This is a genomic window from Citrobacter pasteurii (assembly GCF_019047765.1).
Lineage (GTDB): Bacteria > Pseudomonadota > Gammaproteobacteria > Enterobacterales > Enterobacteriaceae > Citrobacter > Citrobacter pasteurii.
Genome location: NZ_CP077262.1, coordinates 1,296,127 through 1,308,401, shown reverse-complemented (window position 1 = coordinate 1,308,401; position 12,275 = coordinate 1,296,127). Strand labels below are relative to the sequence as shown.

Here is a 12,275-nt window from a genome sequence, read left to right as displayed (position 1 = left end):
TTAGTCCTCTAACGTCGCATATTGCATGATTTTTTCTTGTGTGGCGTCATCAGAAGCTAACTCTCCGGTAATACGCCCATTACGCATAACTAAAATGCGATCGCACATACCCAGCACTTCCGGTAATTCAGAGGAAATCATGATGATTGATTTCCCTTTTGCCACCAGTCGATTCATTAATTCATAAATTTCAAGTTTGGCTCCCACATCAATACCGCGGGTAGGTTCATCAAAGATGAGAATGTCGGTGTCTTTGCATACCCATCTGGCAATAATAATTTTTTGCTGATTACCGCCACTTAAATTCAACGCAGCCTGTTCAAGATGCGGCGTCTTAATACGCAGTGCTTTCACCTGCTCTTCGCTGGTTTGCTGACAGCGTTTACTATCCACGTTGCCATATCGGTTGGAATATTCGGGGTAATTTCCTAGCATAATATTGCGTTCAACGGACAACCCTAATGCCAGCCCCTCTTTTTTTCTGTCCTCGGTTAAGTAGCTAATACCCTGCTGGATGGCATCAGGAATATCCTTGATTACCGTCTCTTTACCGTTCAACTTGATGGTTCCGCTGTCGATGGGATCGGCACCAAAGATAGCCCGTGCCAGCTCTGTTCTCCCGGCCCCCATCAGCCCGGCAAAACCTAAGATTTCCCCCTGATGCAAGGTAAAATCGATATTGTTCAGTACGCCTTTGCGCGTCAGGCCACTGACTTCCAGCACTGGTTTACGCTGGAGTTGCGGCTCCCGGCGGGGATAGATATTGCCAAGGTCACGCCCAACCATCATGGCAATCAGGTCGCTGATTTTGACCGAGTCATAATCCACTGTGGCAATAAACTGTCCATCCCGCATGACGGTAGCGCGGTCGGCGATCAGCGCCAACTCCTCCAGTCGGTGCGAGATATAAACGATGCCCGTTCCCTGTTCTTTTAGTAAACGTGTAACCCGGAATAAACTGTCAATTTCGGTTTCCGTCAACGCCGCCGTTGGCTCATCCATAATAAGAATCTTGGCATTCACCGATATCGCTTTCGCAATCTCAACCATTTGTTGCTGAGCAACAGTAAGATCGGCAACCAGCGTGTCTGGGGAGATATTCAGGTTTAATTTTTGCAAAATATCGATAGCAGCCTGCCGCTGTTGTTTCTCATCCAGACGCCAGCGATTATTTTTGCAAAACTCCCTGCCAATAAATATATTGTCTTCGACCGTCAGTTCAGGAAAAAGGTTAAACTCCTGATGAATAATGGTGATACCTACGCTTTGTGCGCTCAATGGGTTTGCAAACGAAACGGGTTGGCCCTCAAAAATAATATCCCCTTCATCAGGTTGATATACACCGGATAAAATTTTCATCAGGGTAGACTTTCCCGCGCCATTCTCCCCCAACAGCGCATGAACCTCACCTTTGCGTAAAGTAAAATCCACATTACTCAACGCTAATACGCCGGGAAAGCGTTTCGTAATATGACTCATCTGTAAAAATGTTTCAGACATTGCTGCTTTCCTCAATATACAGAAACTGTAATCAGTGAATCAGGCGAAAAACAGCGTTGCCAGGAAGCCATCGTCACCGTTAATGCGAATGTGCCTACAAGATCATATGCGTTTTATCAACAATGCTAACTCGAGTTAGCGATTGCCTTTTAAAGCTATTTTAGCTGCCAAAAATAGCCAAATCATTTGGTTTAAAATTGTGACACTGGACAGACAATTTATTTTATCTTATTAATTTAAAAAGAATTTAATTAAAAAGCCTGTATTTGTTTATTTGACGTAGATCGAATTTTAACCACTTCTCGTGAGGCTTCTCACAGTTCCATAACAAAAAAGTTGTGCAAAAAACTCTCTAATACCTAAGCTAACTCGAGTTAGCAAAAATGGGTAATTCAGCCAACTGCGACAGTGGTGTCCGACATCCGCTTTTGCAGCACGGCATAAAGTGAGATGAGGAACCTCGAATGAAAAAAAATAGTTTACCGAAAATCGGTATTCGTCCGGTGATTGATGGGCGTCGTATGGGTGTACGCGAGTCGCTCGAAGAACAAACCATGAACATGGCAAAAGCCACTGCCGCACTGATTTCCGAGAAACTTCGTCATGCCTGCGGGGCACAGATCGAGTGCGTTATCGCAGACACCTGTATTGCCGGATTGGCTGAATCTGCCGCCTGTGAAGAAAAATTCAGTAGCCTGAACGTCGGTGTGACAATTACCGTCACGCCGTGTTGGTGCTACGGCAGCGAAACTATCGACATGGATCCGATGCGCCCGAAAGCCATCTGGGGTTTCAACGGGACGGAGCGTCCAGGTGCCGTGTATCTGGCTGCCGCACTGGCTGCACATAATCAAAAAGGGCTTCCCGCCTTCTCTATTTACGGTCATGACGTGCAGGATGCAGGTGATACCACTATCCCTGCCGATGTTGAAGAAAAACTGCTGCGTTTCACTCGGGCAGGTTTAGCCGTTGCCAGCATGAAAGGTAAAAGCTATCTGTCCATCGGCGGCGTTTCAATGGGAATTGCAGGCTCTATTGTCGACCATAACTTCTTTGAATCCTGGCTGGGAATGAAGGTTCAACCTGTTGATATGACCGAATTGCGTCGTCGCATTGACCAGAAGATCTATGACGAAGCGGAGCTGGAAATTGCCCTGGCGTGGGCGGATAAACATTTCCGTTATGGCGAGGATCAGAACGCGCAACAGTATAAGCGAAATGAAGAACAGAGCCGTGCAGTGCTGAAAGAGAGCCTGCTGATGGCCATGTGCATCCGCGACATGATGCAGGGTAACCAGAAACTGGCAGAGAAAGGCCGGGTTGAAGAGTCGATGGGGTACAACGCGATTGCCGCCGGTTTCCAGGGCCAGCGCCACTGGACGGATCAATATCCGAATGGCGACACCGCCGAAGCGTTGCTGAATAGCTCATTTGACTGGAATGGCGTGCGCGAACCGTATGTCGTCGCCACCGAGAACGACAGCCTGAACGGCGTGGCGATGCTGTTCGGTCATCAACTTACCGGCACGGCGCAGGTCTTTGCTGATGTACGGACCTACTGGTCACCGGAAGCAGTAGAACGCGTCACAGGTAAACCGCTGACCGGTCTTGCGGAGCACGGCATTATTCACCTGATTAACTCCGGCTCTGCGGCACTGGATGGTTCCTGCAAACAGCGCGACGGCGAAGGGAACCCCACCATGAAGCCGCACTGGGAAATCTCGCAGAAAGAAGCGGATGATTGCCTGGCGGCAACCGAATGGTGTCCCGCAATTCACGAATACTTCCGCGGGGGCGGCTACTCTTCCCGTTTTCTTACCGAAGGTGGCGTACCGTTCACCATGACCCGCATCAATATCATCAAAGGCCTGGGCCCAGTGCTACAAATTGCGGAAGGCTGGAGTGTGGAATTACCGAAAGAGGTACATGCTCAGCTTGATGCTCGCACCAACTCTACCTGGCCAACAACCTGGTTTGCCCCGCGTTTAACCGGCAAAGGTCCGTTCAGCGATGTCTATTCCGTAATGGCTAACTGGGGTGCCAACCACGGTGTGCTGACGATTGGTCACGTCGGCGCGGACTTTATCACCCTTGCTGCCATGCTACGTATCCCGGTGTGTATGCACAACGTGGAAGAAGAGAAGATCTATCGCCCTTCCGCATGGGCTGCCCACGGTATGGACAGCGAGGGCCAGGATTATCGCGCCTGCCAAAACTACGGCCCGCTGTATAAACGTTAAACATCGAGCGATTGCCTGATGGCGACGCTTACGCATCTTATCAGGCCTACGAAGCGCACGGTTTTGTAGGCTGGATAAGGCGAAGCCGCCATCCGGCAATAGGTAATATCCCAGGAGCAATTATGAAACAAGAGGTTATCCTGGTCCTTGACTGTGGCGCGACTAACGTGCGGGCAATCGCCGTTGACCGCCAGGGAAAGATTGTCGCCCGCGCAGCGACCCCGAACGCCAGTGACATCGCCATAGAGAACGCTGGCTGGCATCAGTGGTCCCTCGACGCCATTGTGCAACGCTTTGCCGATTGCTGCCAACGACTCACAACGGAACTGACCGCCTGTAACATTCGAGGGATAACGGTCACCACATTTGGCGTTGATGGCGCGCTGGTTGATGCGTATGGCAAACTGCTTTATCCGGTTATCAGTTGGAAATGTCCACGTACTGCCGCCGTCATGGCTTCTATCAGCCAACGGATATCACCTCGGCAATTGCAGGATATATCCGGCGTCGGCGCGTTCAGCTTCAATACGCTGTACAAGCTGGTATGGCTTAAAGAGAATCACCCGCAATTGCTGGAACAGGCACACGCCTGGCTATTTATTTCATCACTGCTCAACCATCGCCTCACCGGTGAGTTCACCACAGATATCACCATGGCCGGTACCAGTCAGATGCTGGATATTCATCAGCGAGATTTCAGTGTTGATATTTTGCAGGCAACCGGGATACCACGCCGACTGTTTCCACGTTTAGTTGAAGCGGGAGAGCAGATCGGAACGTTGAAAAATGACGCGGCAAAGCAACTTGGGCTCACAGCGGGCATTCCGGTTATCTCTGCCGGCCACGACACGCAGTTTGCGCTCTTTGGCGCAGGCGCGCAGCCAGATGAACCCGTGCTCTCTTCCGGTACATGGGAAATACTGATGGTACGCAGCGCACAGGTCAATACTGCCTTACTCAGCGACTATGTGGGTTCTACCTGTGAACTGGACAGCCAGCCGGGTCTCTATAACCCCGGTATGCAGTGGCTGGCATCCGGCGTGCTTGAGTGGGTACGCAAGTTGCTGTGGACACCCGACACCCCCTGGCAAACGCTCATTGATGAAGCACAAGCCATCCCGGCGGGCGCTGAAGGGATAATCATGCACTGCGATCTGCTCGCCAGCCCACGTGCCGGCTGGCAGGGTGTCACACTCAACAGTACCCGTGGACACTTCTACCGCGCGGCGCTGGAAGGATTGACAGCCCAGCTGCAGCACAATCTACACACACTAGAAACCATCGGTCATTTCAACGCGACAGAGCTACTTCTGGTTGGAGGAGGAAGTCGTAATGCACTATGGAATCAGATAAAAGCGAACGTTCTGGGTATTCCCATCAAAGTGCTGGATGATGCCGAAACGACGGTTGCCGGTGCAGCGATGTTTGCCTGGTCCGGTATTGGCGAATTTGCCTCTCCGGAGCTGGCTCGCGCGCAGGTGGACTATCAATATCGTTACTTCTATCCACAAACGGAACCCGTATTCACAGGAGTCGAGTGACATGCTCAAAACGATTTCCCCCTTAATTTCCCCAGATCTGTTAAAGGTGCTGGCTGAAATGGGTCACGGTGATGAGATTATCTTTTCCGACGCCCACTTTCCGGCCCACAGTATGGGCCCGCAGGTTATCCGGGCCGATGGTCTGCAGGTCAGCGACCTGTTGCGGGCGATTATTCCGCTGTTTGAACTGGACAGTTACGCCCCACCACTGGTGATGATGGCCGCCGTCGAAGGAGACTCGCTCGACCTCGACGTAGAAGCGCGATATCGGCAAGCACTGTCATTACAAACACCTTGCCCGGACATCACGCGCATTGACCGTTATGCATTTTATGAACGCGCACAAAAAGTATTCGCAATCGTTATAACAGGGGAGCGGGCAAAGTACGGAAATATCCTGTTAAAAAAAGGGGTAACACCATAATCTCTTACCTGAATGCCCGGCAGGTACGGGCATTCATCGCATGATGGGGTGAGAAAACATGAAAGCAGCACGCCTGCAAGCAATTCTGGATCTGTTGAGCAACTATAAAAGTCTGACAACTGAAACCTTATCCTTACAGCTCAATGTCAGTAAAGAAACTATCCGTCGCGATCTTACGCAACTGCAGGCGCAGGGTAAGGTACTGCGTAATCACGGGCGCGCCAAAGTGATACATCGGGTAAACCAGGACTGCGGCGAGCCGTTTCATATCAGACTGAAAAGCCATTATTCCCACAAAGCAGATATCGCCAGAGACGCGTTAACGTGGATAGAGGAAGGCATGGTGATCGCGCTGGATGCCAGTTCTACTTGCTGGTACCTGGCTCGCCTGTTGCCAGACATTAACATTCACGTATTTACGAATAGCCAACCGATTTGCCTCGAATTGGGAAAACGTGAAAATATTCAGTTGATCAGTTCCGGTGGTCGACTTGAGCGTAAATACGGTTGCTACGTTAATCCATCGCTCATCTCACAGCTAAAGTCACTTGATATCGACCTGTTCATCTTTTCCTGCGAGGGGATCGACCGCGGCGGTACACTCTGGGATTCAAATGCTACCAACGCCGATTTTAAATCCATTCTGCTTAAGCGTGCGGCGCAGTCATTATTATTGATTGATAAGAGTAAATTTAATCGCTCGGGTGAGGCGCAGATTGGGCATCTGGAAAATGTAACGCATATTATTTCAGATACAGAAATGATTGAAGCAACCCACGCCGGATGAGGCGTTCACGCCACCATCCGGCATATAAGTATTATCGTTCGTCGCGACGACCACCGACGGCAGCCCACAGACGACGCACGTGCACGGTGACTTCTTCACGGTCGTGATAAAGCTGACGCGCCTGAATCTGCGCATTCACGCCATGCTCATCGAGCTGTGCCTGAATATAAGCCAGGTTTTGCGACACTTCCTCGTAGCGCTTTTTCATCGGCAGCTTAAGGTTAAAAATCGTCTCGCGGCACCAGCCGTTCACCAGCCATTGCGCCATCAGCGCAGCAACTTTGGCCGGTTTCTCCACCATATCGCAGACCATCCACGAGATGTTGTTACGATTCGGGCGATACTTAAATCCATCTTCCCGCAGCCAGGTAACCTGCCCGGTATCCATCAGGCTTTGCGCCATCGGACCATTATCCACCGAGTACACCCACATATTGCGTTTAACCAGTTGGTAGGTCCAGCCGCCAGGACATGCTCCTAAATCAACGGCATACATTCCATTGGCCAGACGCTCATCCCACTCATCGGCAGGAATAAACACATGCAGCGCCTCTTCCAGCTTCAGCGTTGAACGGCTCGGCGCATCAGCCGGGAATTTCAGTCGCGGAATCCCCATATAGAACGGCGAGTTATTATCAGGGCAGGAGTAGCCGGTGTAGCAACAGCCAGGTGCAATAAAGAAGACGTGCACTACCGGACGTTTTGGCGTTTCATGTTTTGCCAGCACACCCGCTTCACGCAGCGCGGCGCGCAGCGGTACGGTAAACTTGCGGCAAAATTTAACCAGTTCTTTGCTTTCATTGGTGTCGGCGACTTCGACACGCAAATCACCGCCTTTCTCCACCACGCCCTGCAGCATACCGACGATCGGTGTGATGCGGTCTTCCGGCGGCAAATATTGCAGTAGCTCGCCGACAACAAACATTTGGCGAGCAAAAATCAGCGAGCTGAACGGCAACTCTTTAACTAGCTTTTCCGCATCTTCCTGCTGATAGCATTCAAAGATGACATAACCCGCATTTTCTTTGACGCGGGCGAAACCAAAGATTTCGCGACGCCCTGCTTTATCCGTAATTTCTGCGGCGCACTCTTTTTCAAAACCCGGGCGACACAACAACACAACCTTATTCATGGCTAACGCCCTTACGTTTCAATCGAATAGCGCCCACTAACATCAGTGCCCAGCCTACAAGGAAGCTAAAACCACCGACAGGGGTAACAAACGCCCACAGGCGTAAATGAGAAAGCGCGAGGCAATACAGACTGCCGCTAAACAGCACGGTCCCTAATGCCAGAAACACGCTACTCCAGTAAAACCAAATACTAATACGTCGCTGCATGGCGACGGCCAGACCAAAAATAGCCAGCGTATGAAATGCCTGATACTCAAGGCCAGTCTGGATCCACCCCATTTCAACAACGCCGAGGGTTTTACTCAGAACATGTGCCCCAAAGGCTCCCAGAGCTACAAAGATAAAGCCACTGATGGCGGCAAAAATCAGCATAAAACGGCTGGTCATGTTAATACCCTACGTAAATTATTGTTCATAACGAAAGCGGAATTTTTCTTGTTCCGTGGCCGCTTTCGCCAGTATCCACTGACGGAAGGCGGCTATTTTACCCAGTTCTGCCTGACTGTCATGACAAACCAGATAAAATGCGTTTTTGCTGACCAGAACATCATTAAATGGGCAAACCAGACGTCCGGCTTCAATTTCGGACTGCGCCATAACGTTATTGGCCAACGCAACGCCCTGTCCATGGATAGCAGCCTGTAGCACCATGGCGCTATGGCTGAAGATAGGTCCCTGCTGTACGTTAATATGATTCAGCCCGAGCTGGCGTGTATAAGCTTGCCAGTCACGCCGTGACGCATCGTGCAATAACGTATGTTTTGCCAGATCCTCAGGCGTCTTCAGCGGTTTATCGCCGGTAAGTAATAGCGGCGAGCAAACCGGCAATAAATATTCTGCGTACAATTTTTCAACGCGCAGACCCGGCCAGTTGCCGCGCCCGTAGAAAATCGCCACATCAACATCATCAGCCAGTTTGTCTTCCTGACGGTCAACCGCCTGGATCCTGACATCGATTCCCGGATAAGCTGAGTTAAAGCTAGAGAGTCTGGGCACCAGCCATTGAATCGCAAAACTGGGCAATAAACTGACGGTAAGCGCGCCTTTTGCACTGCGTGCCTGAAGTTTACGCGTCGCATCGGTTAATTGCGAAAAAATCTCTTTGATGTCGAGGAAATAGCTTTGACCTTCTTCCGTCAACAACAGCGATCGATTGCGCCGACGAAACAGCTTCAGCCCCAAAAAATCCTCAAGTGACTTGATTTGGTGACTTACTGCGGCCTGCGTCACAAAAAGTTCTTCTGCTGCGCGCGTAAAGCTTAAATGGCGCGCGGCAGCATCAAAAACACGTAACGCATTTAAGGGTGGTAATCGTTTTGACATGACTTTTAGGCTTTGATGTTAAATGAATTTAACAATTACCTAACAGGCTGTAACCTATTAGTTTTTTTAATCTGAGCCATTATAAATTGTCCGTTGAGGTTCTACCAGCAAATACCTATAGTGGCGGCACTTCCTGAAGCCGGAACGAAAAGTTTTATCGGAATGCGTGTTCTGGTGGGCTTTTGGCTTACGGTTGTGATGTTGTGTTGTTGTGTTTGCAATTGGTCTGCGATTCAGACCATGGTAGCAAAGCTACCCTTTTTCACTTCCTGTACATTTACCCTGTCTGTCCATAGTGATTAATGTAGCACCGCCAAATTGCGGTGCTTTTTTTTGTCCAAGTGTCAGCCAATGACGGTCGGCTATTTCTCCAGTTCTACCATCTCTTTCACATCGGTACGGTTAATCTGCTGTTTGTTGCCGTTAGCGTCTTTATACGAAATCATCCCCGTATCATCATCGGTCTTTGGCTTACCGTCAGACACGATTGTCCTACCATCGTTGGTGTGCATCACGTAATTCGGACCGGAACAGGCGCTCAGGGCAAAAGTCAGCATACAGGCAGAGATTATGGCGGTAGTCTTTTTCATCTTCTTCTCCTCACAGCAATTTATGCCAGATAAAACGAATTCCATAACAGGCAAAATTATTCGCCTAACACTATTTAGCATAAGACACTGCACAGACTTTGCCGGGATATCCAGAGGATTCCGATGGTTAGCACAACCCTTGTGTCTGCGCCCTTTTTGCGCCACGATCCGTTTACTGAACTGAGGAATACCATGAACGCTTTTAACCCCACGCAGTTTCGCGCACAATTTCCCGCACTCAACGATGCAGGTGTCTATCTCGACAGCGCCGCGACGGCATTGAAGCCGCAGGCGGTGATTGAGGCGACCCATCAGTTTTATAGTCTGAGCGCCGGGAACGTCCATCGCAGCCAGTTTGCTGAAGCCCAGCGTCTGACCGCGCGCTACGAAGCCGCGCGGGAAAAAGTCGCACGGCTGATTAACGCGCCGGATGACAAAACAATCGTCTGGACCCGTGGCACGACGGAAGCTATCAATATGGTTGCCCAAAGTTATGCGCGTCCACGCTTACAACCGGGCGACGAGATTATCGTCAGCGTAGCGGAGCATCATGCCAACCTGGTTCCCTGGCTGATGGTGGCGGAGCAAACGGGGGCCAAAGTCATCAAGCTTCCGCTCAATGCCCATTTGCTGCCTGACACTGAGCGCCTGGCGGATCTCATCACCCCACGCAGTCGCGTTCTGGCTCTCGGTCAGATGTCGAACGTCACCGGTGGCTGCCCTGACTTAGCCCGCGCGATTACGCTTGCTCATGCAGCAGGCATGGTGGTGATGGTGGATGGCGCTCAGGGTGTTGTACATTTCCCCGCAGACGTTCAGCAGTTAGATATTGATTTCTATGCGTTCTCGGGCCACAAGCTGTATGGCCCCACCGGCATTGGCGTGCTGTACGGTAAGCCTGAATTACTGGAAGCCATGTCCCCCTGGCTCGGCGGCGGTAAGATGATTAGTGAAGTCAGTTTTGACGGTTTCACCACCCAGGCTGCGCCATGGAAGCTTGAGGCCGGTACGCCTAACGTTGCTGGCGTAATCGGACTAAGCGCAGCGCTCGAATGGCTGGATGAGGTTGATGTTGCACAGGCTGAAAACTGGAGCCGTGGTCTGGCGACGCTGGCAGAAGATGCGTTGGCGAAACGCCCCGGCTTTCGTTCCTTCCGCTGCCAGGACTCCAGTCTGTTAGCCTTTAATTTCGCAGGCGTTCACCACAGCGACATGGTGACGCTGCTGGCCGAATATGGCATTGCGTTGCGAGCGGGGCAGCACTGCGCACAACCGCTGCTGGCGGATCTGGGCGTCTCCGGGACGCTGCGCGCCTCATTTGCACCTTATAATACGCAAAGTGATGTGGATGCGTTGGTTACTGCCGTTGACCGCGCGCTGGAAATATTGGTGGATTAATGACAAGCCTTCTGCTCGCCGGACACCCGTTTGGCACAACCGTAACGGAAGAGACGTTACGCAATACCTTTATCCCACTCACCCAGTGGGAAGATAAATATCGTCAACTTATTTTACTGGGTAAGCAACTTCCGCCCCTTTCGGATGATCTGAAAGCGCAGGCAAAAGAGATTGCCGGATGTGAAAACCGCGTCTGGCTGGGGCATACCCTTCATGAGAATGGCACTCTGCATTTCTTCGGCGACAGCGAAGGTCGCATTGTGCGCGGACTGTTGGCCGTATTACTCACGGCTGTCGAAGGTAAAACGGCCGCCGAGTTACTGGCGCATTCGCCAATGGAATTATTTGACGAGCTAGGTTTACGCACGCAGCTCAGCGCCTCGCGTAGCCAGGGGCTGCATGCTCTGAACGAGGCGATTCTTGAGGCTGCTCAGAAAGCCGGATGACGACGCTGATGCGTCTTATCCGGCCTACAACACCGCACAAACCGTAGGTCGGATAAGCATAGCGCCATCCGACACAATCAATGCTGGCGCGCCGCTTTGGCCATCATCTTCTTCAAAGCGTGTGAGACGGCAACAAAACCAAAGGTCGCCGTCACCATGGTGGCAGCGCCAAACCCGGATGCGCAATCCATACGCTTCGGCCCTTCCGCCGTCGCTTTCATCGCACATACCGAGCCATCTGCCTGCGGGTACACCAGCGCTTCGGTCGAAAACACGCAGTCCACGCCCAACTTGCCTTTGCTGTTTTTCACCACCCCAAAATCACTTTTCAGCCGCTCACGTAGCTTGGCCGCCAGCGGATCCTGGATGGTTTTTGCCAAATCAACGACCTGTATCTGCGTCGGGTCGATCTGCCCGCCCGCACCACCGGTGGTCACCAGCGGAATTTTGTTACGCCGACAGTAAGCGATCAGCGCCGCTTTTGGGCGCACGCTGTCAATCGCATCAATGACATACGCATAACCCACACTCATATACTCAGCAACGTTATCCGGCGTGACAAAATCATCGACCACGTTAACCCGGCACTCCGGGTTAATCTGACGGATACGTTCAGCCATCACTTCAGCTTTTGCCAGACCGACGTTATCGCGCAGAGCATGGATCTGGCGGTTAGTATTGGTGACGCACACATCATCCATATCGATGAGCGTGATGGCACCAATGCCAGTGCGCGCCAGTGCTTCCGCCGCCCACGATCCCACGCCGCCAATCCCGACCACGCAAACGTGCGATTGGGCAAACAGTTGCAGCGCATTTTCACCATACAGACGCGCCGTACCGCCAAAACGCTGACGCCATGCATCGCTAATAACCACAGACATAACACCTCA

Annotated in this window: 12 protein-coding genes; 6 read left to right on the top strand and 6 right to left on the bottom strand. The window is 51.5% G+C overall.

Translation table 11 applies throughout. The features are described 5' to 3' along the window. Positions 1–1,500, bottom strand: a complete 1,500-nt coding sequence (locus tag I6L54_RS06380; RefSeq protein ID WP_040232191.1) for a sugar ABC transporter ATP-binding protein — start codon at positions 1,498–1,500, stop codon at positions 1–3. Between the two features lie 464 nt (positions 1,501–1,964). On the opposite strand from I6L54_RS06380, the gene fucI reads away from it, so the two are divergent. The 4 genes from fucI to fucR all read left to right on the top strand — a co-directional run bounded on the left by fucI (position 1,965) and on the right by fucR (position 6,492). Further along, positions 1,965–3,740, top strand: coding sequence for an L-fucose isomerase (gene fucI / locus I6L54_RS06375; RefSeq protein ID WP_040232190.1), 1,776 nt, complete (start codon positions 1,965–1,967; stop codon positions 3,738–3,740). Positions 3,741–3,862: 122 nt separating this feature from the next. Then, entirely contained in the window at positions 3,863–5,281 is a 1,419-nt protein-coding gene (gene fucK / locus I6L54_RS06370) for an L-fuculokinase (RefSeq protein WP_040232188.1), read from the top strand. 1 nt (position 5,282) lies between these two features. Continuing rightward, positions 5,283–5,705 (top strand): L-fucose mutarotase, encoded by a 423-nt coding sequence (fucU, locus tag I6L54_RS06365; protein ID WP_005130966.1) that lies wholly within the window; start codon positions 5,283–5,285, stop codon positions 5,703–5,705. 58 nt (positions 5,706–5,763) lie between these two features. Beyond that, positions 5,764–6,492: an L-fucose operon activator gene (gene fucR, locus I6L54_RS06360; RefSeq protein ID WP_005130967.1), complete on the top strand. Its 729-nt coding sequence runs from the start codon at positions 5,764–5,766 to the stop codon at positions 6,490–6,492. Positions 6,493–6,523: 31 nt separating this feature from the next. Here fucR and rlmM read toward each other — a convergent pair whose 3' ends face one another. From rlmM to I6L54_RS06340, 4 genes are all read right to left on the bottom strand, one after another. Next, complete coding sequence (gene rlmM, locus I6L54_RS06355; protein ID WP_040232187.1) at positions 6,524–7,624, bottom strand: 23S rRNA (cytidine(2498)-2'-O)-methyltransferase RlmM; 1,101 nt, start codon at positions 7,622–7,624, stop codon at positions 6,524–6,526. Continuing rightward, positions 7,617–8,012, bottom strand: a complete 396-nt coding sequence (locus I6L54_RS06350) for a DUF423 domain-containing protein (protein WP_005130969.1) — start codon at positions 8,010–8,012, stop codon at positions 7,617–7,619. Before I6L54_RS06350 ends, rlmM begins: the two co-directional genes overlap by 8 nt. A gap of 18 nt (positions 8,013–8,030) precedes the next feature. Then, positions 8,031–8,948 (bottom strand): glycine cleavage system transcriptional regulator GcvA, encoded by a 918-nt coding sequence (gene gcvA / locus I6L54_RS06345; RefSeq protein WP_005130970.1) that lies wholly within the window; start codon positions 8,946–8,948, stop codon positions 8,031–8,033. Positions 8,949–9,310: 362 nt separating this feature from the next. Next, positions 9,311–9,538 (bottom strand): YgdI/YgdR family lipoprotein, encoded by a 228-nt coding sequence (locus I6L54_RS06340; RefSeq protein ID WP_005130971.1) that lies wholly within the window; start codon positions 9,536–9,538, stop codon positions 9,311–9,313. Between the two features lie 192 nt (positions 9,539–9,730). On the opposite strand from I6L54_RS06340, the gene csdA reads away from it, so the two are divergent. Next, positions 9,731–10,936, top strand: a complete 1,206-nt coding sequence (gene csdA / locus I6L54_RS06335; RefSeq protein ID WP_040232184.1) for a cysteine desulfurase CsdA — start codon at positions 9,731–9,733, stop codon at positions 10,934–10,936. Next, positions 10,936–11,382, top strand: a complete 447-nt coding sequence (gene csdE, locus I6L54_RS06330) for a cysteine desulfurase sulfur acceptor subunit CsdE (protein ID WP_005121982.1) — start codon at positions 10,936–10,938, stop codon at positions 11,380–11,382. The genes csdA and csdE overlap by 1 nt, the downstream gene beginning before the upstream one ends. A gap of 77 nt (positions 11,383–11,459) precedes the next feature. Here the strand turns inward: csdE and tcdA are convergent, their stop codons facing one another. Continuing rightward, on the bottom strand, positions 11,460–12,266 hold the full coding sequence (gene tcdA / locus I6L54_RS06325; RefSeq protein WP_005121979.1) for a tRNA cyclic N6-threonylcarbamoyladenosine(37) synthase TcdA: 807 nt from the start codon (positions 12,264–12,266) through the stop codon (positions 11,460–11,462). Positions 12,267–12,275 lie beyond the last annotated feature (9 nt).

Coding starts and splice junctions, on each gene's coding strand:
- I6L54_RS06380 (WP_040232191.1), bottom strand. CDS start 1,500: ATGTCTGAAACATTTTTACAGATGAGTCATATTACGAAACGCTTTCCC.
- fucI (WP_040232190.1), top strand. CDS start 1,965: ATGAAAAAAAATAGTTTACCGAAAATCGGTATTCGTCCGGTGATTGAT.
- fucK (WP_040232188.1), top strand. CDS start 3,863: ATGAAACAAGAGGTTATCCTGGTCCTTGACTGTGGCGCGACTAACGTG.
- fucU (WP_005130966.1), top strand. CDS start 5,283: ATGCTCAAAACGATTTCCCCCTTAATTTCCCCAGATCTGTTAAAGGTG.
- fucR (WP_005130967.1), top strand. CDS start 5,764: ATGAAAGCAGCACGCCTGCAAGCAATTCTGGATCTGTTGAGCAACTAT.
- rlmM (WP_040232187.1), bottom strand. CDS start 7,624: ATGAATAAGGTTGTGTTGTTGTGTCGCCCGGGTTTTGAAAAAGAGTGC.
- I6L54_RS06350 (WP_005130969.1), bottom strand. CDS start 8,012: ATGACCAGCCGTTTTATGCTGATTTTTGCCGCCATCAGTGGCTTTATC.
- gcvA (WP_005130970.1), bottom strand. CDS start 8,948: ATGTCAAAACGATTACCACCCTTAAATGCGTTACGTGTTTTTGATGCT.
- I6L54_RS06340 (WP_005130971.1), bottom strand. CDS start 9,538: ATGAAAAAGACTACCGCCATAATCTCTGCCTGTATGCTGACTTTTGCC.
- csdA (WP_040232184.1), top strand. CDS start 9,731: ATGAACGCTTTTAACCCCACGCAGTTTCGCGCACAATTTCCCGCACTC.
- csdE (WP_005121982.1), top strand. CDS start 10,936: ATGACAAGCCTTCTGCTCGCCGGACACCCGTTTGGCACAACCGTAACG.
- tcdA (WP_005121979.1), bottom strand. CDS start 12,266: ATGTCTGTGGTTATTAGCGATGCATGGCGTCAGCGTTTTGGCGGTACG.